The organism is Xenorhabdus sp. XBWT (assembly GCF_059072735.1).
In genome coordinates this window covers 2,521,165-2,546,831 of record NZ_CM180990.1, presented here as the reverse complement: position 1 = coordinate 2,546,831, position 25,667 = coordinate 2,521,165, and the positions used below count along the sequence as shown (strand labels likewise).

The 25,667-nt window shown below is 45.2% G+C and carries 9 protein-coding genes and 1 pseudogene; 7 read left to right on the top strand and 3 right to left on the bottom strand.

Features of this window, described 5'->3' with window-relative positions; all coding sequences use genetic code 11:
• Nucleotides 1-4: 4 nt before the first annotated feature.
• Together AC5JQI_RS11125 and AC5JQI_RS11120 are read right to left on the bottom strand one after the other, a co-directional pair.
• The gene (locus AC5JQI_RS11125) at nucleotides 5-9,892 is read right to left on the bottom strand and encodes a non-ribosomal peptide synthetase (RefSeq protein WP_493912206.1); all 9,888 of its coding nucleotides are present in this window, start codon (nucleotides 9,890-9,892) and stop codon (nucleotides 5-7) included.
• 26 nt (nucleotides 9,893-9,918) lie between these two features.
• Nucleotides 9,919-13,188: a non-ribosomal peptide synthetase gene (locus AC5JQI_RS11120; protein ID WP_493912205.1), complete on the bottom strand. Its 3,270-nt coding sequence runs from the start codon at nucleotides 13,186-13,188 to the stop codon at nucleotides 9,919-9,921.
• Nucleotides 13,189-13,638: 450 nt separating this feature from the next.
• On the opposite strand from AC5JQI_RS11120, the gene AC5JQI_RS11115 reads away from it, so the two are divergent.
• The 4 genes from AC5JQI_RS11115 (at nucleotide 13,639) to AC5JQI_RS11100 (ending at nucleotide 17,798) form a co-directional block, all read left to right on the top strand.
• Nucleotides 13,639-15,000, top strand: a complete 1,362-nt coding sequence (locus AC5JQI_RS11115; protein ID WP_493912204.1) for an aspartate aminotransferase family protein — start codon at nucleotides 13,639-13,641, stop codon at nucleotides 14,998-15,000.
• Between the two features lie 104 nt (nucleotides 15,001-15,104).
• Nucleotides 15,105-15,329 carry a hypothetical protein gene (locus AC5JQI_RS11110; protein ID WP_493912203.1) on the top strand — a complete coding sequence of 75 codons (225 nt, stop codon included), beginning with the start codon at nucleotides 15,105-15,107 and terminating at the stop codon, nucleotides 15,327-15,329.
• A 254-nt stretch (nucleotides 15,330-15,583) separates the two neighbouring features.
• Nucleotides 15,584-15,940 (top strand): hypothetical protein, encoded by a 357-nt coding sequence (locus tag AC5JQI_RS11105; protein WP_493912202.1) that lies wholly within the window; start codon nucleotides 15,584-15,586, stop codon nucleotides 15,938-15,940.
• 244 nt (nucleotides 15,941-16,184) lie between these two features.
• Nucleotides 16,185-17,798: a cyclic peptide export ABC transporter gene (locus AC5JQI_RS11100; protein ID WP_493912201.1), complete on the top strand. Its 1,614-nt coding sequence runs from the start codon at nucleotides 16,185-16,187 to the stop codon at nucleotides 17,796-17,798.
• A gap of 378 nt (nucleotides 17,799-18,176) precedes the next feature.
• Here the strand turns inward: AC5JQI_RS11100 and AC5JQI_RS11095 are convergent.
• Nucleotides 18,177-18,608, bottom strand: a pseudogene (locus tag AC5JQI_RS11095) (IS110 family RNA-guided transposase); the annotation flags it as partial.
• Nucleotides 18,609-19,285: 677 nt separating this feature from the next.
• Here AC5JQI_RS11095 and AC5JQI_RS11090 point away from each other — a divergent pair.
• Genes AC5JQI_RS11090 through AC5JQI_RS11080 form a run of 3 tightly spaced genes read left to right on the top strand, consistent with a single transcriptional unit; the run spans nucleotide 19,286 to nucleotide 25,664 of the window.
• Nucleotides 19,286-23,734 (top strand): hypothetical protein, encoded by a 4,449-nt coding sequence (locus AC5JQI_RS11090; RefSeq protein WP_493912200.1) that lies wholly within the window; start codon nucleotides 19,286-19,288, stop codon nucleotides 23,732-23,734.
• Nucleotides 23,727-24,992, top strand: a complete 1,266-nt coding sequence (locus AC5JQI_RS11085; RefSeq protein WP_493912199.1) for a hypothetical protein — start codon at nucleotides 23,727-23,729, stop codon at nucleotides 24,990-24,992. Before AC5JQI_RS11090 ends, AC5JQI_RS11085 begins: the two co-directional genes overlap by 8 nt.
• 15 nt (nucleotides 24,993-25,007) lie before the next feature.
• Nucleotides 25,008-25,664 carry a hypothetical protein gene (locus AC5JQI_RS11080; protein WP_493912198.1) on the top strand — a complete coding sequence of 219 codons (657 nt, stop codon included), beginning with the start codon at nucleotides 25,008-25,010 and terminating at the stop codon, nucleotides 25,662-25,664.
• The last annotated feature ends 3 nt before the right edge of the window (nucleotides 25,665-25,667 follow it).

Sequence of the window (25,667 nt, the reverse complement as noted above, 5' to 3'; positions counted from 1 at the left end):
ACTGTTAATCTTCACGTAGCATGGCTAGCAACTCATCCTCAGACAAATCATCCAGTTCTTGTTGTATGGAACTGATATCTTGTTGTATTGATGTAATAAGTTCAGCAAGTTGAGAGAGAGTTGAATGACGGAAGATATCTGCCACCGATATATCGAGATCAAATGTATTACGCAGGCTTCTGGATAATTGCATGATAGAAAGCGAATTGCCTCCCAATGAAAAGAAATCATCATGGCGTCCAGTCTGATCCAGACCTAACAAATTCTGCCAAATTGTAGCGAGCTGCTGCTCAATGTATCCTTGAGGAATCTCATATGTATGGGCAGCAATAGAGGAACGATCAGGCACTGGCAGTGCTTGGCGATCCAGCTTTCCATTTGCGGTGAGAGGTAAGGTATCCAATATCATATAGGCCTGAGGAAGCATGTATTCCATCAAGTGACGGCTGAGCTGTTCACGCAGTTCATTGGGGTCTAAAGAGATATCGGGTTGTGGTATCAGATAAGCGACCAGATATTGATCCCCTGTTGTATTTTCACGTGCAATGACCACCGCATCTTTAACCCCCGGGCAGGCCGCCAGCTGCGTTTCAATTTCCCCCAGTTCAATGCGGAATCCGCGGAGTTTGACCTGAAAATCATTGCGTCCGAGATAGAGGATATTGCCCTCCGGCAGCCATTGGCCGAGATCCCCGGTCCGGTACATACGCGCATCTGATGCAGTTGAGAATGGATCGGGAATAAAGCGCTCTGCGTTCAGTTCCGGACGATTCAGATAACCACGCGCAACCCCGGTACCACCAATGTAAATTTCCCCCGTGACCCCGACAGGCACCGGACGGCCGTGTGTATCCAGAATGTAGATTTTGCTGTTGGACAACGGGCGGCCAATCGGAAGATTGTCCGCCACGGGCGGCATGGCGTTATCCCCAGCCCAGACCGTGGCCGTGACAGTGGTCTCCGTCGGCCCATAGGCGTTAAGCCAGCGGCAGGGATGGGTTTCAGGTAAAGCCTGCCATGTCTGCCAGTGACGGGCCTCCACTTTTTCACCGCCCACCGTCACCGTGCGTAAATACCGGCTGAAAGAGCAACGGCCGGCAGCCAGTTCCTGCACCCACAGATGCCAGAACGCCGTCGGCACATCAAGGACCGTAATGCGCTGTTCCTGCAGAAAAGCGTTAAATTCAGTATCGGGGATGTGCAGATGGGTTGGCCGTAGAATTAATGTCGCCCCCGCCGCCAAGGTTGGAAAAATTTCCGATACAGCGGTATCAAATGCCACCGCCGTAAATTGCAACACCCGGTCGCGGGCGCTGAGCGGGCTGGCTTGCAATTGTGCATCGACAAAGCTCATCACATTGCGATGTTCTATCATCACGCCTTTTGGTAACCCTGTGGAGCCGGAAGTATAAATCACATAGGCCAGATGGTGCGGCTGTAATCCCGACAGGGCCGGAACCGGGTTCTCTGTCGCATACGCCGCAAGGCTGGCTTGTTGGCTGGTCTCATCCAGACACCAGACGGGCACGTCAATATCCGGCAGGCGCGGGGATAAAGGGGTTTGCGTCAGCAGCAAGACCGGCGCACTGTCTGACAAGATATAAGACAGCCGCTCGCGGGGGTATTCCGTTGCGAGCGGCACATAACCGGCCCCCGCTTTTAGTATGCCCAATAAACCCAGGATGAGTTCTAAACTGCGTTCGGCATAAATGGCTACCCGGTCATCGGGTTGCACCCCGGCGGCTATCAGGGCGTGAGCCAGCTGATTAGCCCGCTGATTGAGGGCGGCGTAACTGAGGGACGTATCGCCCCAGACCAGAGCCGTGGCCTGGGGGGTCCGGGCGGCCTGCTGCTCAACCGCCTGATGTAACAGGCTGGCCGAGGGTGCCGTGACCGGGGGCGGATTAAAGGTTTCCAGTAACTGAATACGTTCCCCGTCCGGTAAGATAGCCAGCGTGTGGATAGCGCGAGCCGGGGCGGTGTGCAGGGCGCTCACCAGCTGGCTTAAGGCCGACACCATATACTGGTTAATGCGGGCCGGATTCAGATGCTGCGGACACTGGGCGGTTAACGCAAACCCGTCCTCAAAGGCATCGACATCCAGTGATAACGGATAGTTGCTGTGTTCTTTACCGGCCAGAATCTGGATCCCGGCCCAGGCCGGTGAGAGGGCGGTGTCGGGATCCCGCTGGCTGTGGCGAAAATTCAGTAAGCTGCTGAAGAGCGGGTGTGGCGCCGGAATGCCGCTGCACCGCTGCGCCAGCGCCAGCGGGGTCTGCTCGTGTGCCAGCAGGGCACTGAGCTGCTGATGGGTAGCCTGCACCGTTTGCAGCACCGTGCTGCCCTGTAGTGCAACCCGGACCGGCAGGGTATTGATCAGCATACCGAATATCTGCGCCGTCCCGGCCCCGCCCTGCAGGCGCCCGAGTAACACGGTGCCAAACACAACATCATCCTGCCCGCTGCACAGCGCCAGCACCTGAGCCCAGGCGACATGGAACAGGACGGCGGCACTGACTCCCTGTTGCCGGGCACACGCGGTTATCTGCTGACTGAGCACGTCCTCCAGCGGCATAACCGCTTCGGTGATATCGGCCGCGAGGTGTTGGGTGTCGGACAGGCCGAACGGCAGGGTCGGCTCTGTCACGTCTGCCAGCAGTTGCCGGAAGTAAGCCTGATGGGTGTCAGCCGGTACTGACCGGATCTGGGCAATAAAGTGCCGGTAAGGCAGTGACGGGGGCAGCGTGTCGCCCTGACCGGCGAGCAGTGCCTGCATCTCGTTGAAGATGATGTCCAAAGACAGGTGATCACACACCAGATGGTGGTGTTGTAAAGCCAGAAGCCAGTGTTCACTGCCGGGCTCCTGCGCGAAGGTGGCGGCTAATAACGGGGCCTGCGTGATATCCAGGCGGGCAGGCATCTGGCGGCGTAACTGCCGTTCGGTCTCCTCGCCGGGGGTCAGTACGGTTTCGGTCTGCGGCAGTGAAGCCTGACGGTACACTACCTGCACGGGCGCCGGTAAGCCCTGCCAGTGAACCGCACTGCGCAAAATATCATGGCGCGCGATCACCTGTTGCAGGACCTGTAAGAACCTGTCCAGCCGCGGGCGGTTATCAAAGCGGATAAACTGGCTGTCCAGGTAAGTGTCACCGTGCGTGTCCAGTAAATAATGGAATAAAATCCCTTCCTGCAAGGGTCCCAGTGGGTACATATCCTGAACATTGCTCACGCCCCCGGCCACACCGGCAACAACGTGGTTAATCTGCTCCTGCGTTAAGGAGACCAATGGCAGCATATCCGGCGTAATAACACGGCAGTCTTTTGCGATCACCTGTGGGGCAATGACCGGTGTTATGGCGCCATCCGCCGGCTCATCAGCCAGATGGTTTGCCATATCCGCTAACTCCGGGGATGAAAAAACCTCCCTGACTTTCAGTGTCAGCCTGTGCTGGCTCAATTGCTCAATCAGACTCACAATGAGCAACGAATGGCCGCCCAGTTCAAAGAAATTGTCATACCGCCCCACCTGTTCCAGATTCAACAGTTTCTGCCAGATAGCCGCCAGTTGCTGCTCGAAATACCCCTGGGGTGCAGCATATTCACGACTGGCACTGGCGGTGCGATCCGGTGCAGGCAGGGCAGATCGGTCTATCTTGCCATTTTGATTTAACGGAAAGGCTGCCAGGATGACAAATGCACTGGGGATCATATAGCCCGCCAAACGGCTTTGGAGCTGCTCACGCACGTGGTCAACCTTCAGAGTCCTATTGAGGTGAGGAATCAAATAAGCGACCAGCCGTTTATCCCCGCTATCGTCTTCTCTGGCGATCACGACAGCATCCTTAACCCCCGCACACCCCGCCAGCTGCGTTTCTATCTCGCCCAGTTCAATGCGGAATCCGCGGATTTTGACCTGAAAGTCATTACGTCCCAGATATTCGATAGTGCCGTCTGGCAGCCAGTGACCGAGATCGCCCGTTTTGTACATACGGGCATTCTGTTCCGCGGAGAAGGGATCAGGAATAAAGCGCTCGGCCGTCAGTTCCGGGCGATTAAGGTAGCCCTGGGTCACCCCGGCACCCGCAATATGGATTTCTCCGGTGACCCCTATCGGCACCGGCTGACCGTGAATATCGAGGATATAAATCTGAGTATTGGCAATCGGGTGACCAATTGGCACACTGTCAACAAAACGACGCAAACCATGGCGGATCGGGTGACTGCGGTCAAATACAACACACCCCACCGCCGTTTCGGTTGGCCCATACTCGTTAATCATCCGGGATTCTGGCGATAATTCGTGCCAGAGGGCGGCTGTCGCGTCGGGAAGCACCTCTCCGCCGACGACAAAACAATGTGCCGGGCATGTTTGCCCCCTCGACTGCAATGCCTGGCCGATCGCCAGAAGATGACGGGGCGTAATTTTCACCAATGTACAGCGTTCACTCGACAACAGGGCCGGCAGTAGTTCGGTCAGTTCCTGCCGGTCATGCAGCAAACGGAGCTGACCGCCACACAGTAAAGGCAGATAGAGGCTGGTCACTGTGGCATCAAAAGCCAATGGCGATGAAATAAGGCTGTCCAGTTGCCCTTCTGCCAGATAATAACGCTGAGCCCACTGTAAGTAGTTGCTGACATTGGCATGCCCGACCATAACCCCCTTGGGTTGACCGGTGGAACCGGAAGTGTAAATCACATAGGCCAGGTGATGCGGGGTCAGACCGGATACCTGAGGATTGGCATCCTGTATCGAGGCTGAAGTGAACAGCGATGGCACTGAATCATTGAGAAACTCATTGAGAAACACGGTAGGCACAGCGCAATGGGGGATATCAGGCAGGCCGGTTTGAGCAAGTAAAACAACGGGCGCGGCATCATTGAGCATATACGCCCGCCGTTCAGCCGGATAAGCAGGGTCAAGTGGCACATATCCCCCCCCTGCTTTCAGAATGGCAAGGACCCCGATCACCATGTCCAGGCTGCGCTCAGTATAAATAGCCACCAAAGAACCGGGATGTACCCCCAGCGTAATCAGATGATGGGCTAAACGATTGGCGCGGCGATTCAGTTCGTGGTAATTCAGCGATTGGCCGGCAAACACCGCGGCAATGGCCTCCGGCGTCCGCTGTACCTGCTGTTCAAACAGTTGATGGATAAGAATATCTTGCCGGTAATTTTTCGCCGTGTCGTTAAAATTGCGCAATAACTGGGTACGTTGCGGTGATGTCAGTAACGGGAGAACGGCGACCCGCTGGCTGTCATCATTGATCATTGCCTGCAATACATTCGTGAAATAGCCGCTCATGCGTTCAACGGTCGCCCGTTCGAACAGGTCGGTGGCGTATTCCAGCTCCCCGGTAATCCCGGCGGCGGTCTCGTTCAGGGATAATGTCAGGTCAAACTGGGCATTGTTGCGGACGGCAGGCACTTCGGCCAGCGTTAACCCGGGTAAGTCGGATCGGTAATTTTTGGGGGTGTTATCCAGGGCAAACATCACCTGAAAGATCGGACTGTGGCTCAGGCTTCGCGGCGGTTGCAGGGCTTCGACCAGCTGTTCAAACGGCAAATCCTGATGGGAATAGGCCGCCATCGTGTGATTTTTTACCCGGGCAAGTAAGGCCTGCACGGTGGGGTTATCGTCCACCGTGACCCTTAAAGCCAGGGTATTGACAAAGAAGCCGATCAACGGCTCTAACGCACTGTGCTGCCGGTTAGCCACGGGCGTGCCAATGATGATATCCGTCTGGCCGCTTAACCGGGCCAGTAACAGTCCCCAACCGGTCAGCAGGGTCATAAACAGAGTAGTGCCATGCCGCTGGCTTAAGGCTTTTAAGCTGGCCACGAGAGACGGGGACAAGATAAAGGGAACCTGATCGCCCCGGTAACTTTGCACTGCGGGCCGGGCGTGATCCGCAGGTAATTCCAGTAATGCCGGAATACCGTGTAACGTCTGGCGCCAGAAGGCCAGCTGGGTATCCAGCACCGTCCCCTGTAACCATTGCCGCTGCCAGAGCGCATAATCGGCATACTGCACGGGCAACGGCGGCAGCGGATCGGGCTGCCCTTGAGTAAAGGCCCGGTAAAGGGCGGACAGTTCATGCAGCAGAATATTCAGGGACCAGCCATCGGTAATAATGTGGTGCTGGGTTAACAGCAGGCGGTGTTGATGGTCGGCGAGCTTCAGTAATTGTGCGCGTATCAGCGGCCCGGCGCTAAAATCGAAGGGCTGGCTGGCTTCCCATTCTGCGGCGGCTTCGATGGCCACGTGCTGGTCGGCGGCGGATAATTGACTGAAATCGTGGATCGTCAGGGCGAAACCGCTGTCCGGCTTACCGATGATTTGCCGGGCTTGTCCGTCGACCAGCCGGAAGGTGGTGCGTAAGATCTCATGCCGGGCGACAATGCGATCTAATGTTGCGGTGAGGGCCGGCAGATCAAGGGCGCCGTGCAGTTGTAAACCGCCTGATACGTAATAGGCGGTTTGTGCCGCAGGGTCCAGTTGTGCCAAAAACCATAAGCGCTGTTGTGCCCAGGAGAGTGGCAACGGCTCTTGACGGCTGACAGGCACGATGTCGGGTTGAATTGATTGAGTTTCCACTGCCAAAGTTTGTGCTAAATCAGACAATATTGGCTGAAGAAACAGATTTTGCAGTGTGACATTAATATTCAGGGTCTGACGTAAGCGAGACGCTACCTGTACGGTCAATAAAGAGTGTCCGCCTAACTCAAAGAAATTATCATGCCGTCCGACTTGTTCCAGACCCAATAAATTTTGCCAAATTTCTGCCAGTTGCTGCTCTATTTCTCCCTGTGGTGCGGCGTATTCATGATTAACACTGGCGGAGCGATTAGGAGCGGGCAAAGCGGCTCGGTCTACTTTACCGCTCTGATTTAATGGGAAGGCTTCAAGGGTAACAAATGCACCGGGGATCATATAGCTGGCGAGATGATTACTGAGTTGTTCACGTAGGCTGGCCGTATTCAGCGATTCAGGGATTTCAGGCACTAAATACGCAACCAGTCGTTTATCCCCAAGGTCATCTTCCCGGACGATAACCAGAGCGTCCTTCACCCCGGGACACGCCACCAGATGTGTTTCGATTTCGCCCAGTTCAATACGGAACCCACGGAGTTTGACCTGAAAATCATTGCGCCCCAGATAACGAATATTGCCATCCGGCAGCCAGCGACACAAATCCCCGGTGCGGTACAGACGGGCAGCCGGTTGATTGCTGAAGGGATCGTGGATAAACCGTTCCGCCGTCAGTTCCGGACGATTCAGGTAGCCACGAGCGACCCCTATGCCGCCGATATAAAGCTCACCGGTAACTCCGATCGGTACAGGTTGCCCCTGAGTATCCAGAATATAGGCCGTGGTATTGACCATCGGCCGACCGATGGGGATATCTTCAACAGGATAAGGATGGCCGGGTTCATAAATGCAGGCAGTGGCATTGACAGTGGTTTCGGTCGGGCCATAGAAATTAATCCAACGGCACGTTTGTGTGCCCGGGCTGGCTAACCAAGCCTTCAGGTGGCGCGATTCCGCCTTTTCTCCGCTGGCGGCCACGGATCGCAAGCATGGGGGCGGCCAGCTGTGTCCTGCCTTGACCTCTTGCGCCCATAAGTGCCAAAACGCGGTGGGCAAATCAACCACCGTGATATGATTTTCTTGCAGAAAGGTCATAAAATCGCTATCCGGCACTTTGAGGTGGTTCGGACGTAAGACTAAGGTAGCCCCCACTGCCAGCGTGGGGAAAATTTCCGCCACGGAATTATCAAACCCAAAGGAAGCGAATTGCAGCACCCGGTCATGTGATATCAACGCGGTTGTCTGGATTTGCGCCTGAATAAAATTGACGACATGCCGATGTTCAATCATGACGCCTTTCGGCAATCCGGTGGAGCCGGAAGTATACAGTACATACGCCAGATTAGAGGGTGTGAGGTCTGTGACTGAAATATTGTCTTGAGGCTGACTGGCGATATGCGTGTGATGGTCGGTGCTGTCCAGCACCCAGATGGGCAGGTCAGTATTAGCCAGACGAGCACTCAAATGACGCTGGGTCAATATCAATACCGGCTGACTGTCTGTCAGCATATAGGCTAACCGGTCGGTGGGATAGTCGGGATCAAGCGGCACGTAACTGGCACCGGCTTTCAAGATTCCCAGCAGGCCGATGATCATGTCCAGGCTGCGTTCGACGCAAATGGCTATCCGTTCATCCGGGCGCACTCCCGATGCTCTGATGGCATGTGCGAGTTGATTAGCCTGCCGGTTTAATTCTGCATAACTGAGTTGGCCTTCTTCCCCGATAAGGGCAATCGCATCTGGTCTGGATGCTGCCTGCTGTTCAACTAATTGATGGATAATTCTATCTTGCTGGTAGTCTTGCGCCGTGAGATTAAAATTAGTCAGTAATTGGGAACGTTGTGATGGTGTCATCAATGGAAGCGTTTCTATTTGCTGGCTGTCATCAGCGATCATCGCTTCTAATAGCGTCTGTAGGTGACCGACCATGCGTTCAATACTTGCGTGCTCAAAAATATCACTGGCATATTCCAAATCACCGACTAAGCCTTGAACCGTATCATTCAGAGATAAGGTGAGGTCAAAATATGTGCTATTTCTGATAAGTGGAAGTTCCTTCACATGTAACCCAGATAGCTCGAAATTTTGCGGCCCGGGCGTATTGTCCAGAGACAGCATGACCTGAAAGATAGGGCTATGACTTAGATTACGTGTCGGTTTTAACACTTCAACCAACTGTTCGAATGGCAAATCTTGATGTGCATAAGCACTCAAAGATTTATGTTTCACCTGATGCAATAATTCACTGACACAGGGGTTGTCACTTAATTGAATTCGTAAAGCTAACGTATTAACGAAGAACCCGATTAATGGTTCCAGTTCATGCTGTTGCCGATTGGCAATGGGAGTGCCGATCACGATATCATGCTGACCACTGAGGCGGGAAAGTAACACTGACAACCCTGCCAGTAGAGTCATAAATAAAGTTGTACCGTGACGTTGACTCAATGCTTTTAATGCAGAGCTTAAAGCCGGGGAAAAGGCGACATTAACCCGGTTGCCTATATAGCTCTGTTTTATCGGACGTGGCTTGTCCGTCGGTAACTCAAGAATTACTGGCGCATCTTGCAATTCACCTCGCCAGTAATTCAACAAATTTTCCAGAACATTCCCTTGTAACCACTGATGCTGCCAAAGGGTGTAATCCGTATACTGAAGCGATAATTCAGATAATGGATCAGCAAGTCCCTGACAGAAAGCGTGATAAAGAGTGGATAGCTCATATATCAATACATTAACTGACCAGCCATCCGAGATAATATGGTGTTGAGTTAACAGAAGAATATGCTCATCTTCTGCTAAACGAAGCAAATGCCCCCTGAACAACGGCCCTTGAGTCAAATCGAAAGAAGTTATAGCCTCACGCTGGGTGCATTCTTCTATCGCAGTCTGTTTTTCTAACTCAGGTAAATGGCTGATATCTTCAGTCGTTAAAGCAAAATCACAGTTGGCATCCCCGATAATTTGCCGGGCAATGCCTTCAATAGATTCAAAGGTTGTTCGCAGGATTTCATGACGGGCTACAATTCTATCCAACGCGGCTTTAAGCGCATGATGATTTATTAGCCCCTGTAGATGAAGCCCTGTTGACATATGATAGGCAGTTTGTGCCGCAGAATCGAGTTGAGTTAAAAACCAAAGGCGTTGTTGTGCCCAAGATAATGGAATATTTCCCTCACGAGGCTGCACAGTAATTGATGTTCTTTGCGTATATTGACGAGTTAGTTTTGCTGCTTTAGCTGATTCAAGTAATTTTTCACGTTCCGCTAATGATAAAGAATTTAATTCGTTATTATTCATGCTTAAGTACCATTTAAGATTTAAATTTAATTCATTGATTTATAAATACTTTTTAGTAGATCAGCGTCAAATTGCAGCAATTGAGCGTCGACAATACACGCTTTAAGTTGACTAAGAGAGGTATGTGAAAATAGTTGTTGAACAGAAAGTTCTACACCAAATATTTCCCATATTCTTGACTGTTGCTGTAGGACTAATAATGAATTTCCGCCAAGTTCGAAGAAATTATCATGGCGTCCTATGCGATTAATTTTCAACAGCATTTGCCAAACATTGGCTAATTTTTCCTCAATCTCACCTTGTGGTGCGGCATATTCTTGTGTGATCACTGATGAATGGTCGGGAACTGGCAGTGCCCGGCGATCCAGCTTACCATTCGGGGTCAATGGAAAAGCATCCAACATGACAAATGCACTGGGGATCATATAATCAGGCAGATGAGTGTTCAGTTGTTCCCGCAGCCTGGGAATGCTCAAGGTGATATCCGGTTCGGGTATAAGATAAGCAACTAAGCGTTTATCTGTAGCGTCGTATTCATGTACGCTAATAATAGCGTGTTGAACACCGGCACATTGAGTCAGACAGGTTTCAATTTCGCCTAATTCAATCCGGTTTCCGCGTATCTTGACTTGGAAATCATTACGCCCCAAATAATCGATACTGCCATCAGGCAACCAACGTCCTAAGTCTCCTGTCTTGTAGACTCTTGCTCCTTTGTTGTTGCTAAATGGATCAGGAATAAAACGTTCTGTTGTCAACTTAGGACGATTTAAATAGCCACGGGCAACACCAATACCACCGATATAGATTTCACCGGCAATGCCGATGGGCACTGGTTGTCCATATTTATCGAGAATATAGATTTTTGTATTGGCAATAGGGTAACCAATTGGTACTAAAGCAGAATATTTTTCTGATCTACAACGCCAGGATGTTACGTCGATAGCGGCTTCAGTCGGGCCATATAAGTTATGCAACTCAGTATGAGGTAAATGAGACAAACATTTCTGTTGCAGAGAGTATGACAATGCTTCTCCGCTGCATAAAATTTGACGCAAAGAAGGACAACGCTTTGCTGGAGTATGATGAATGAAACTGTGCAGCATAGAAGGAACAAAGTGAATAGTTGTAATACCACGGAGTTCAATTTCTTCCAGCAAATAGCCGGGGTCTTTATGACCATCAGGGCGCGCTATAACTAACTGAGCGCCAGAGAGCAAAGGCAGGAAAAATTCCCATACTGAAACATCGAAACTAAACGGCGTTTTTTGCAATACACGATCATATTGATTCAACTGGTATTCATCTTTAGCCCATAGCAAACGATTTACAACACCACGATGTTCATTCATAACCCCTTTGGGTAGACCGGTTGAACCTGACGTATAGAGTACATAGGCCAAATGGTGGGATGTCAGTCCTAATTTGGTGGCTGACAAATTATTTTCCGCCTGACCGGCCATTTGTGTTTGAAATTCGTCGCTGCCCCAGAGCCATACAGGAATAGTTGTTTTTGGTAAGTCCCTTTTCAGATCTTGATGCGTCAGTACGAGTATGGGGTTGCTATCCGCGAGTATGTGATTCAGGCGATCTATGGGATATTCAGGATCAAGTGGTACATAGGCGGCACCGGCTTTGAGTATGCCTAACAAACCAACCACCATATCTGGGCTACGTTTCATACAAATGGCGATACGGTCATCTGGGCAAACACCAAATTCAACTAAAGCATGAGCTAATTGATTGGCTTGTCGGTTCAATTCAGCATAACTTAATTGGTGGTTTTCATACATCAGGGCAATTGCGTCTGGCGTATGTGTGACTTGCTGTTCCACTAATTGGTGAATCAATGCTTGTTGAGGAAAAGCTTTATTTGTTGTATTGAAATTATAAAGAATTTGTTTACGTTCCTGCTCATCCATCAGTGGCAAATGGTCAATTTTCTGTTGTTCGTTATCAGCCATTGCAGTAAGTAAAACGAAGAAATTTGTCATGAGTTGATGGACTAACTCAGTATCGAACAACTGAGGATCGTAATGGAAATAACACCGAATTTGTGTATTAACCTCCAATATATTAAGCATCAAAGAAACGGGGGTATCAGCATAAAGGGGATAAGAGAAAGGCTGTAATTCTGCACCTCCCCAATGTACCGTCGTATTATTATCTTCGTCCATCCATAACAATAATAGGTCACCAATATATCGAGGCTGTTGAAAAGTCATCAAAGTCTGGAAAACGGGGTGTGTTTCTGCATGGCGTTGTAACTTGAGTTGTTCCAGTATCTTAGCAAAGGGATATTTTTGATTCTCAATGGCCTGACGAATGCTTTTCTGTGCTTGCAGAATAAGCTCACGAACGTTCATATCACCGTTAATTTGACCACGTAATGCGACTGGATTAACAAATTCACCGACCAATTTTCCCCAATGTGCACGACTTCGCCCCGGCATCATTGAGCCTATAATAATATCGTCCTGCTCTGTGTAGCGATTCAATAAGATTTGGTACGCAGCCAGAAAAACAGCAAATAAACTGTTCCCATATTTAGAAGCCATAGCATGGAGTTTATTGGCTAATATATCTGGAATTAGACGGGAAATTGTGATCTTATCCGTCAATGGTGCAGGGGTATTTTTAAGCGTGTCGTTTTCTGTTGGCCATTTAATGTTTGGCCACTGTAGTGTATTCAGATGACCCGATAAATTATTACACCAGAAACTTTGTTGTTTTTTTGCTCTGTCACTATTCAGCCATTGCTGCTGCCATGTAACATAGTCTTGAAAACTATGCTCTGATATTGGCTCTAAGGCTTGTGAAGCTAATATATTGCCTAATTCCTCTAATAATAACCAATAAGACCAACCATCAACTGCCAGATGGTCAAAAGTGAGTACCATGATGCTTTCTTGGGGATGGTATTGATACCAACTGACATAAACCCGTAATGGATATTCCAAATCGAAAGGATGCCAGCAATCTTGGCGTACTTGCTGTTGAAGAGTATTTTCGTCTAGATGTTTAGCATCATGTCGTTGGATCTGTATCTCAACATGCTCTGCAATACGGTATCCTAACTTGCCATCATATAACCCAAAGCTAGACCGTAACATAGGATGCCGTTTTATCAGATGATTGATTGCAGTTTCTAAACGTTCAACAGTTAAATCCTTAACCCGCGCACAAAATGCACTATTATTTTTTCCGCGTTGGGTTGGATTAATTTGATATTGAAACCAACGACTATTCTGAGCTTCAGATAAGGAAAATGGTTTCATATTTTCAGGATGGTTCACTTTGTAGCTCCGTTTTTCATGTTCATAATAACTGATATAATAAAACTATAACCTCCACTCATAGTTATATAGAGAAATAATTAGATGCATTAGTTATTAATAATTTCTCCTTACATATTATTATGGTGAGTGAAATTAATAATTTTCAGGAAAAACATGTTGTAAAGAAAGATGCTATTTTGAATTTAATTTCAAAGCAAGTTAAAACAGATAACACAAAAGCATTTATTAGCAATAATTAATAACAAAAACACATAGTCATATTATTTGATTAACGCGTAACAATTGAAGGTTAAAATATTTTTTATGAATAAATTGACTAATAAATTAACTAATTAGTTAATAAATTAAATTCTTTACAACATAGTAGTAAAAAATAAAATAGATGTATTGCGTTAATCCAGTACTAGCATGAATGATTGAAAACTTAAATTTTAATAAGAGTGGATAATGGATAAATCAATAATTAAAACAGCAATTCCTGGACCAAAATCAAAAGCTGCTTTACAGAAACAAATTCAATGGGAATCCGATGCAATATCTTATCCGAAAAGATTACCAATAGCCTTAGACAAGGCATATGGCTCTTATGTACAAGATATCGATGGCAATATATTTATCGATTTTTTACTCGGAGCAGGTTCATTACCATTGGGGCATTCCCACCCTGAGTTAGTTGATGAAGTATACAAACAAGCAAAAAAATTAACTCTCGGTTTAGATTTTCCTACACCAATAAAAGAAGCATTTACTGAAGCTCATATCAATATGTTGCCTGAAAATCTTCGTAACTCTTACAAACTTCATTTTTGCGGCCCTACGGGAGCTGATGCAGTGGAAGCTGCGATTAAATTAGCCAAAATATCAACAGGACATCAGGAAATTATTAGCTTTAGAGGTGGGTATCATGGATGTACTAACGGCGCTTTATCAGTAACAGGCAATCGCCAAATGAAAAAAAATTTTTTGGGTCTAATGCCAGGCGTTCATTTTTTTCCATTTGGTTCAGAATCACACTCCCAAACTAGCTGGGTTATGAATTCACAGCAACTTGATGCTGGAATGTTTTTAGAATCTGCATTAAGAGATGCAAATTCAGGTCTTGGAAACATTGCCGCAATTATTCTTGAGTTAGTACAAGGAGAAGGAGGACTTTATGTTGCTGAAAAATCTTTTGTCTCTAAAGTTTATCGATTATCAAGAGAATTCAACATTCCTCTCATTATTGATGAAATTCAAACGGGTTGTGGTAGAACTGGGACTTGGTATGCATTCGAGCAGTATGATATAGAACCTGATATTTTTATCACATCAAAAGGCACCAGTGGAATAGGACTTCCTTCATCATTAATGTTTTATAAAAAAGAGCTAAAGAACTGGATGGCAGGAAATCATATTGGCACATTTAGAGGAAATCAACTTGCTTTTAGTGCAGGGGTTAATGCCATAAAAATAATTAAAGAAGAAAAAATATTGGATAATGTAGTAAAAATATCTCAAATAATAGTTGACAAACTGAATGCATTGAAAATTAAATTTCCATTTCTTGGCGAAATTCGAGGGAAAGGGCTTATGTTAGGGGTAGAGATATTGGACCCCGAATGTAAAGATGCCGATGAAAAAGGAGCAAAAAAAATACAGGAATTAACATTGCAAAATGGGTTAATTATAGAAGTTGGAGGCCGAAATGATACCGTCATTCGATTATTGCCTCCATTAAACGTAGGCATTGAAACAGTAAATGAATCACTTTCAATTCTTGAAAAAGCATTTACTTGCTATGAAAATTTAATTAACGAAAAATCATGTTAATCTTTTTTAGATAAAATATTTTATATGCGTAACGATATAAAATTCCAACAATACATAATTATATCGTATACGCACGATTTTCTATTATCGAGAAATAATATATCATGAGTAATTTTGTAATAACTGTAATACCACCTGCTCTAAATGAAGAACTCCATACAGTAGATGTAACAAGTGTTTATTTAAACGCTGATGTTTTTTCTAGAACACAAAAAATAAAAGGAGAAAAATGTTATTCGATTTCATATTTAGATAATCATCCATATTATCTTAAAGATAAATTTCCAGAGGAGGTAATGTCCATACCTCGACTAGACATGGGAAAATAAAAAATTAATGAGCCTTTAGAATCAATAGACATACATATAGATAATTGGTTAGAACCCTATGAACCAAAATCACTTTTAGATTAAATTGAATCACTTTGTGCAGGGTAAAAGTGATAAAAAATATATATATTGTCTTATAAGAAATGAGTATACCCGAAAAGTTCATTATTAGAATGACATTGATAATTAATAAAAAGCTAATCGATTTAAAGAAGCCATATAAAAATTTTAACTCGAAGAACCATAAAGAAATTATGGCAAAATGGAAAGTATTTTCATCCATTAATCATTTTTCAACGAAAAAACTCGCCAATTTATTATTGGACACAATTCATGTTGTGAATAAGATGTTAACAAAAAATTATTTTGATGTAAATTTGGTTTCATTACTTGTTTTAATTTCCGAGCCAATTATGCCAAGGTTTCCTTCTAAATTAGAGAAATTAATTTATGTCGATGAGTCATATTTTCTCGCACAGCGGGAAGCTACCACACGCGTTTTGCAGTTAAATTGGTATAGAAAAGAAAATATCATAGAACATTACTACAGGGCGGGATCAGACATTTTTTATATGGTTATTATGGATAAAAACAATGCTCTTAAAACTTGATAAACACACAATCCAGATATCAAAATCTATCAATAAAATCGTATTGAATGTAAGAAATTATCAATATGTGCGAAATGGATAATTTTTACGCAAATTAGAATCCCGCCCTGAACATTACTATTGTATTAATTTATTTTTTAATTTAATGTTCCCGATTTTACTTTATCATAAAAATAAATAGTATTGCAAGTTACTCAATAAGGATGTAATTTACTTCAACTACAATTTTTTTAATGGTTTTATTATGACTCTAATATCTTACCTGTATCGTCAATCTTGGATTTTATTTTTATTATCAACCATAAGTGCTCTAGTTAGTGGTTTTTCTGGTGCGGCTGTTGTTGGTATAATAAGTAAAGGAGTTACAGAAATCGTTAGTTTTCAACTTCTAATCTGGGATTTTTTTTGTGCGTGTATTATCTTTTTTTTCACTAAAACTTTATCACAAGTCACGCTATCCCATTTAACTCAATCAGCAATTTATTCATTACGTTTAAATTTGAGTCGTAAAATATTACAAGCATCTTTTAAAAAGACTCAAAAATTCGGCAGGCATGGTTTATTGGCAGTTTTAACTAAAGATGTTGATGTCTTTGTGCAATCTTTTATGTTAGCGCCAACAGCAATCGGAAATATAACATTGATCATTGCATGTCTGGGTTATCTGGCGTTTATTTCCTGGCAATTATTTATTATTTTGACTATCCTTTCTTTATTTTCGATGTATATTTTTTATATTCTTGAAAAACGCCCTATACGTCTAATGAGTCAAATGCGTGATCAGGTAGATAAGTTATATTTAAATTTCCAGAGTTTAATTGATGGAAGTAAAGAACTGAAATTGAATAAACAAAAAGGAAATATGTTTGTCGATAACGTCATATCGGAGGACGCACGAAAGTTCAAAGATATTTGTATTAAAGCCACCAATAGCTATGCATGGGTACTGAATGGAAGTTCTGTGGCTTTTTATATCATTATTGGTATTATTGTGTTTGTTGTTCCTATCTGGTTACCTCAGGATCCAGCCAGTTTGGTGACAGTAGCACTTATTGTTTTATTTTTAACTGGTCCAATTAGCGAGGTTATCGGAGCAATTCCAGAAATCAGAGAAGCTGAAATTTCATTAAATAAAATGAATCAACTTGGCAGTCAGTTGGATGAATTAAAGCACAAAAATTTTGAACTTAACACACCAGACCCATTCCTGAGTGAAAAGCCTTTAACGATTGATCTAAAAGATGTTATACACCACTACACTACAGATAAAGAAGATCGTCAATTCAAACTTGGTCCTTTAAATTTAAAAATAAACCAAGGTGATATTATTTTTATTGTCGGTGGTAATGGCAGTGGTAAAACTACTCTTGCCATGCTGTTAGTTGGTTTATTTGAGCAAGAATCTGGTTCTATATTGCTTAATGGTGTGAAGGTGAATGAATCTAATAATGAATACTATCGTCAATATTTCTCTGTCGTTTTTTCCAATTACCACTTATTTGATCAATTATTAAATGCAGATAAAGATACTGCAAAAAAAGCAATTTATTATATTGACGCACTAAATATGAGTCATAAGGTCAAAATTATTGATGGTAAATTTTCCACCACTGAACTTTCGACAGGACAAAGAAAAAGGTTAGCTTTAGTTTCTGCCTATTTAGAAGATCGTCCAGTATATTTGTTTGATGAATGGGCTGCGGATCAAGACCCTGTGTTTAAAAAATTATTCTACACTGAACTTTTACCTGAACTAAAAGCTCGTAGTAAAACTGTAATTGTTATTAGCCATGATGACTTTTATTTCTATGTTGCTGATCGTGTTATCAAGTTAGAAGATGGGAAAATTAATGACTAATTGGGGTTCTGCTACATTAAGCGATGAGTGGATGATATGTTGCTTTTGTATATTGGGCCTTATCCATCCATGAGTTTGTAGTGCGACACGATGCTGTTCCTGTGATTATTTCAGAGCTTGTTCAGAGTCTTTACTAAAAGACTCTGAACCCTATTAGGGGTACGGTAGAATAACCCCCAGATCTGTAAACTTTGAGAGAAAACCCTGATCAGTCATCCCGCCAAAAATGCTGTTTCAGGTGAGACTTCAATATCCTTGCCATCGCTTCCACATCAATTTTCCCGTTATTTCTCTTAAAGTTGTATAGCCCCGTGAACAATGTCTGTGTCCAGGCAATCGGTGAAATCCGCGTAAACTCATCAATAATTTTTTGAGAAATATCATTTCACCAAATTCCAGCAACATACCGTGTAGCGCATTTATCTGTGTGGTTCTGAACTTCACCAATTGCTGACGCATCCGGTGAAGTGCCAGGATTGCCTGTCGTTCTTCCGTCTTGACAGTGATGGATTTGGTAGGTTGCTGAACCGCTATCCAGATGGCACGGGCATCCATCACGTCATTCTTGTTACCCATCACAAACGCTTTAACAAATCGGCCTTTAAGCAATCTGACCTGATGCCCCAGCTTTTGAAGCTCACGAGCCCAGTACTGAGAACCTCCGCAGGCTTCCATACCAATGAGACAAGGTTCGCGGTTGCTAAAGTATTCCAGAAAAGCAGTTCGCTTAATTTGCTTGTCAACAATTTCGCCAGTGTTTTCATCAACGAAGTGTACCTGTATAAGATGTTTTGCAATATCGACGCCTATAGGGGGCTATTTCATGATACGCAAAGGGCAGTTTCAACATCCATAAGGGCAAGGATTGTCATCGGCACAACAATTCTATCTGCTAGCAGCCTAAAAAATCAGCAAACCGACTTTCTGATAACTTTCAAACCCTAATGCAACACAACCATATTTACTTTGAAGGGAGTTTGGATAATGCGATAACGTTGTAACCGCTAAATTAACGTGACACAGAATTCTGAACGCCCTCTTAATTTATGAGATTAATTTATTTAAAGGTTGGCTTTATTATTGAAGATAGGTTTTATAATTTTAGATGATTATTTTTACTCTTAATTTAATTCATACTAATAACATCGCAAAATAAAGATTTAAAATTGAAACCATTAATTAGCTAACATTGAAAGCTAGCTATGCGCCACATGAATATCTTTTTTAACTGATGAACATCTTTTTTAACTGATGAAAAAAGCTTGAAATCGCATTAATATTATTAATTGTATAGCTTAAATGTCACATTCAATTGATTTTTGTAAAGTAGATAAATCTTTTTCTACTTAGTTTTAGGTATTCCTCATTTAAAAAATAAGTTTATAGGAGGATGTGTTCATTCTCATGGGGATTATTTTTTCGGGGTATACGGTTATTGGGTATTTATTGTGATAACAAAAATAGTCATTTAGAGAGATAAAATCCAAATGAAAACACATATTCTACATTTTGACCTAGCTCAAGGCCATTTACGTACCCAATCCAGTCAATTAAACCTTTGGGTTGGTGAATATAATATACCGTTACAAGAACATGATGAGTCAAGTTTAGCCAGAGCAGCTGGAGAAAATCCTGCAATAGATATGGTTCTGCGTTACGGTTCACACAATATTAGCCATTTCGCGGAGGTACCTGAACACTATTTTTTACCTCATCACGTTACGCTAATTAAAGTGGTTGGTGATAAATCCGGGCCTTATCGTTCTTCGTTACCGGTTCTTTACCATCTTTCTTACCATATCCCTAATGCTCATTTACGTCGTTATGCCAAACGTAACATAGAAAAACTGGCCGTAAATAATATAGCGGCGGCTTTGCCAGGTAAACTTAGCGCTCTCGGTGTTAATAGCCAACATTTAGCACGAAACCCTATTCATTGTAGCGATTTGTTGGTTGCGGCTAATGAAGTGAAAACACCATGGGAGGTTGCCTGTTCTATTGTGTTTTCCCACCCGGAATTGTCTAACAGTCAGGCTTATGCAGCATCAATTGTGATGAATGCACATATTACCCCACCGCAGGAAATAGACCCACAACAATATAACCGGGTTTATGAATTGTCTATATCAATATCGAGTCAGGGACCTGCGACAGAGACAAGCGGTTTTGCTACTTATGGCCAATTGGTTGACCCTGATGGCAACAAGATGGTTTACGAATTTGACTGGGTTGGTGAAGATGGGCAGGTGATTTTCGCCGAAGGTGATCCGGTGATGCAATATAATCTATCGGATGAAACAGAGAATTATTCAGGATCGCCGGCCTCTAATGCGCTGAAAACTTCACATAATGATACCCGTTTGCAAAATCATAACTGGAGTGTTAGCCAAAGTGCGTCTCTCGACGTTACCGAATTCAAAGATCAAGCTTCAGCATTGAGTGCTCCGCAAAATACCAGCCAAATTTGGACAGCCACTAACCGCACACCTAATCATGGTATGGATGTGTATCCTGACAGCATCCGTTACGATCCCGGCCAGAGCCATTTTTCCGTTGATTTTAAAAATAAATATTTACGTCAGCTTGGTGTTTATATTCAATTCTTTAAAGACACTGAAATGAAACAGCCGATCGATAATCCAACAGTTGATGGTGATTGGCCGTTTTATTTCCCTAAAGAATTGGCGGCATTATTCGAAACGTCATCACAAAAAGCCCTTGGGGTGTTGCCTAATGTCAATACGATCATGGGAATTCCGATGCCTACTGATCCCACTAATTTTGGTTTGCCTTGGCCGGCTGAAGCCCAAGCCGCTAAGTTCTTGTTTGGCGGTTTGGGAACTTCCCGTTGGGATAACCCAATTGTTTGGCCGGGTGTGATTTTAACCGGTATGTTCCAGTACGGTATTCCGTCTCTGATGATGTTGGCTGGCGCCGCAGTGACCAATACTCAGTGGTATAAAGATTTTATTTCTAATAAAGATAACGTTGCCATATTAGCAGGTATTGCTTTCCCATTGATTGGCGGTGGTGCCGCTGTCGGTTCAGCGTTATTCAATACTAAAAAAGTACTCACCAGTTTAGCCAGTATTGCCATTGGTATTTTGGCTAAAAAAGGACTGGAAGCGTTAGCCACTTATGTGACAGCTCAGATAGCAGCCAGTGCAGCGGCTCAGGCGGTTCCTGTGGTGGGTTGGGCGTTTAGGATTGCTGCAATTGCGCTAGATTTGGCTCAGATTGCAGTGACTACAGGGGAATTGCTCTCTACGCCAGCCACTTTGGAAGTGGATATCAAGCGCCAGATGACGTTGGCTTTTACCCTGCATCCCGATCCAGCTCATGGTGAAGTGGGGCGCCCAGAAACCGCAATCTGGCCGCCGGTGGGAGTGCAATGCCAGGTGACGGTCGAATATACCAACGGCACCTACTATACCCAGACTATTCCATTACCTACAACCGGTTCCAATACGCCGCTAATTTTTAATTTCAATTCGGTTGGTTGGGGTGGAACCCTGAAAATTAAGGCTAATGTTTATTCCGCTACTGGTTGGTTAGCGGGGAGCTACGTCAGTGAGCTGCTGAATGCGCAACCAGACGATCCTAATGAAGGCATTATGCACGTCAGTGGCAATATAAAAGAGATGTTGGTGCCTCTGACTGAGGTGACGCAATACGAATATTGGGAACAGCTGTCTTACGATAGCGATAAAAAAGAGTATCAGTGGATTAAAGGCAGTGTGCCGTTGGAAACCCAGTCTTCAACCAATTGCAGCAATGTAGGTAATAACATCTGCAAGCTGGTCAATATGACAATACTGAATTCAGATTATCAGGTGGGTTATTGCTACCAGGCTTCCGGTCAGAATATCCCACTGGAAGATCCATCAAGTCCTCCAAATAGCGGTCAGATGTATGTGTTGCAAAACATTTCCACTTTGAGCAACGACACGCTGAATGAGCGTTTGAAATTATCTGAAGTGGGTTTCAAAGTACAACCCCTGATCAGCTATAACAGTTTTGGCGAAGGGCCGGACGACAAAACCATCACCCCTTATAACTTTATTATTGACTCACGATTCGGCGAATATCACTTGCGTCGAGTGGACCTGCGCGACGGCAAACATGATTTTAGTTTGACGGATAATCCGCTGTCTTGGGGATCGTTTACGATTCCTCATCTGGATGCAATGGTGGTTCATCCGAGCGGTTATGTTATTGCAGTCAGTTGGCAATACAGCAAGATGCAGATCCTGCCGTTGGGTAATCAGGGTTACCAGGATGCTCAAGCACCTGCGGCCCAGATTGTCTCTGGCGAGGGGATTCGACAAGGGCTCATTCATGGGCCAATTGCCCTGACTGTCACGCCAGATGGTCGCATCTTATTATTGGAAACAATCAATACCCGTATTCAGGCGTTCGATACTAAAGGGAACCCATTCCCAAGTTTTCTAGGGGCAAAACTGTTTAAACTACCTACTGCTGAGTACCAGGCAACACTGGATGCCCAGATGTTCTCTCCTGCATTACAACAAGCATTTCGTGAACAAGGGCTGACATTATTGTTTAGTAACAGTGATCCGAGCTTTATCCATTCACTGGATGCCGGAGTGCTGGATGAGCAGATTATTGCTGCTTTTGCTGAGGACGGGATCTATCTGAGTTATAACCAGACCGCAGACGGTAATATTGACCCAGTTGGTAGCACAACGGTTGATGTGATACAGCAAGGACAGAGCTGGTTGGTATATGATCCGCAAAAACCTGCAACTTACACGCTAATTGCTCAGGGACCAACGGTATCCGTATATAACGATTTGAGTAATGTGCAGGTTATCGCTATCGGTCAAGGTGTCAAATGGCAAATTGATGATCTTGCTGGCGCCCGCTCTTGGTTGTTAACCCTTGATGTAACGAATCCGGCTGAAATTATAGTCGCTGATTATCTGTCCTACATGCCGCTGAATAAGCCAGAGGGAATAACTTATTTGGATGTGGCGGTCGAGTCTAAAGGATATATTTATGTCTTGTCATACCGTAATGAAGGACGTGATCCAACGGATTATATCCTTGATATCTATGAGCCTGACGGTAAGTTCTTGGTCACTGTCCCTGATCCGACATTAACGCCTGATCCGACTAAACGTCAGTATATTGTTGCTGCGCATCTGGTGATAGATAAATTCCGTACTCTGGTGGCGATGAATTACGGCAAGTTCCTGGGTGAAAATCAACGTACTCAACCACAAATCAGCCAGTGGAGACCAACCACACCGATATTTGATTTAGGTATCGATCAATTACCGATATTCCAGCAACACGATATGGACAAAATCCGTGCATTTTTTGCTGAGAACAAACACCCTCTTAGTCATCAGGCGACTATCGAAACTATCAATAACAATGGTTATTTCATCATTACCGATGTTGATACCCGTTACCCGGTCATTTCTACAGTAGATGGCGATAATTTGCAGATTATTTCTGTCTACAGTTTCTCGGAGAAAAATATGTTATTAAAAAGTTATAGTTCAGGATTTAAAGCGGTCTTGCAATTATTAGGTCTCTCAGAGAGCGATGTAACGGAGACAGTCGTTATTCCATCTTCGTCGCAAGGCTCTTTACGGCCAGATGATCCGCAGTCACTGGCCCCATCTCATCAGTCAAATGTGTCGTCAGCAGCGGAGCTGTTGATCCTTTCTGGTATCCCCCCGGTTGAAGCGCCGATAGCATTTCCGGCAACCGTTGATGTTTTTGTGATTGGAAAATTGGTGATTGCTAATGGTGAGATTTTGGAAATTAGCAGCTCAAATTCACAGCCGATTGTGGTAGCGGTAGACACGCTGGTGCTTGAACAGGGTGGACAACTGATATGTGACGCTAATGTGATCTTAAATGTGCAAACTTATACCCAAACTCAGGAGAATACCCATGAATAAAATGAAATCTGTTGACGAAACTTTGGCTATGTTGCGTGAGCATTATCATTTGACCGATGCAGAGCGGCAGCCAAAACAATTGAAAACTTCGGACTTTGACGGGCCGGTAATATTTTCTCACGATCCCAAAATGGCTACGGTGCCACCCGAGTTTTTTACTGTACAGACTATACAGGAGTTGAAGGAGCTTGGCGGGGTGCCTGACAGTGAGTATGGCCCAGGCGGAATGGAACCGCATCATCCATTACCTGAACCCTATTCAGCTGAACGGTTGGCGAATGTCACCGGTAATCATGTTGATATATGTAAAGCTTTCCGTGCTTATATCTATGGATATTCTCCTTTAGTCAAAGATTATGAGGATATTCTGAACGCTAAACGTTTTCCGATGAAAGTCGCGTTATACAGTGGTGAAGATATTGTTGTCACTGCCAGTAACCCACTGATTATTGGAAATAAAGATAGCCATGGTGAACCTGTTAATTTGACGTTTAATAAGATAACGATTGAACCCGGCGGTAAGATTATTTATTTGACCAATGGTACGGTTGAAGCGAATGAAGTCGTCTCCCCAAAACCATATCTAACTCCGGGTGATAATGATGGCCCGAACATCGAAAATATTGGCGGTAATGGAGGCGATGGTGGGGGCGGAAACAATGGTTCTTCTGGAAGAGACGGCAGCAATGGCAATGCTGGTCAAGATAATAAAAACTCCTGTGCAAGGCAGGCTACGGACGGTACCGCTGGTGGCAATGGTACTGATGGCGCCAGAGGAAGTGATGGTGAAAAAGGCGGCAATGCGAATGATATTAATTTTAAAACAGGTACCCTGAGCGGCTTTGTGAGTATGCTGACACAAGGTGGTAATGGTGGTAATGGCGGTAACGGTGGTAATGGTGGTGGTGGTGGAAAAGGAGGGAATGGCGGTGCTTCTACCAGCGAATGTAGCGCTGGAAAGGGTGGCAAAGGGGGTAATGGCGGCAACGGTGGTAACAGTGGTAATGGTGGTAATGCGGGTGACGGCGGTAACATCTATTTTACTTACCAGGAAGGCGGAAGTGCGACGTTCCAGTCCAGGGCGATTGGCGGCACTGGTGGTAAAGGCGGCACTGGTGGCTCTGGTGGTGCTGGCGGTGGTGGTGGTACAGGTAGTACCGGTGGTGCCCCAGGTAGTAGTGGTTCATCGGGTACCACAGGAGCTGCCGGAAAAGCCGGTGCTATCGGTGCAATTTATGTCAACGGCAAAAAACAATAACCGCAAGGAGGAGTTATGGTCGCAGATATTCAAATTTTGGGTACTAACGGTGTGAATGGTGCTGATGGAGCCAATGGCGCTGATGGTCAACGAGGTGCTGATGGCCAGAATGCTTCTCGTCGTAAGCCACCCACTGCCGGTAGCCCTGGTGGAGATGGTCAATCTGGTCAGAGTGGCCTGAATGGTCAATCCGGTTCTAGCTGGTGGTTTGCCCTGCGTTGTACCCGTTTTGACGTACAGAGTGTCGCACGGATTAGCAATAATGGCGGTAATGGCGGTGATGGTGGCATAGCGGGTTACGGTGGCAATGGGGGGGATGGCGGTAATGGTGGCCGTGGTAATTCGTTATCGTCAGGCAAGCCGGGGGGTATCGGCGGTAACGGTGGCAATGGTGGCAATGGCGGCAATGGAGGGGATGGCGGCGAGGGCGGTAATGTTTGGGTTAGATATAACCAGACTAGCTTACCAAAACCAGTATCTGCCACTTCTAATGGCGGGAATGGAGGACTCGGTCAGCCCGGTGGTGCCGGGGGGATTGCCGGGCGCGGCGGGGTAAATGGTGACGGTTCTCATGCATCCGATGGAGAATATGGTATTGGAGGGATTAGTGCCAGCGGTGGTCAGGCTGGGAGAGCTGGGAAGGTTTCTGTAAATCACTTGCTGCGAGGATAATGA

What these genes read in the sequence shown, in the direction of transcription:
- AC5JQI_RS11110 (WP_493912203.1), top strand. Translation starts at nt 15,105, where the DNA reads ATGAGTAATTTTGTAATAACTGTAATACCACCTGCTCTAAATGAAGAA.
- AC5JQI_RS11085 (WP_493912199.1), top strand. Translation starts at nt 23,727, where the DNA reads ATGAATAAAATGAAATCTGTTGACGAAACTTTGGCTATGTTGCGTGAG.
- AC5JQI_RS11115 (WP_493912204.1), top strand. Translation starts at nt 13,639, where the DNA reads ATGGATAAATCAATAATTAAAACAGCAATTCCTGGACCAAAATCAAAA.
- AC5JQI_RS11125 (WP_493912206.1), bottom strand. Translation starts at nt 9,892, where the DNA reads ATGAATAATAACGAATTAAATTCTTTATCATTAGCGGAACGTGAAAAA.
- AC5JQI_RS11105 (WP_493912202.1), top strand. Translation starts at nt 15,584, where the DNA reads ATGGCAAAATGGAAAGTATTTTCATCCATTAATCATTTTTCAACGAAA.
- AC5JQI_RS11100 (WP_493912201.1), top strand. Translation starts at nt 16,185, where the DNA reads ATGACTCTAATATCTTACCTGTATCGTCAATCTTGGATTTTATTTTTA.
- AC5JQI_RS11080 (WP_493912198.1), top strand. Translation starts at nt 25,008, where the DNA reads ATGGTCGCAGATATTCAAATTTTGGGTACTAACGGTGTGAATGGTGCT.
- AC5JQI_RS11090 (WP_493912200.1), top strand. Translation starts at nt 19,286, where the DNA reads ATGAAAACACATATTCTACATTTTGACCTAGCTCAAGGCCATTTACGT.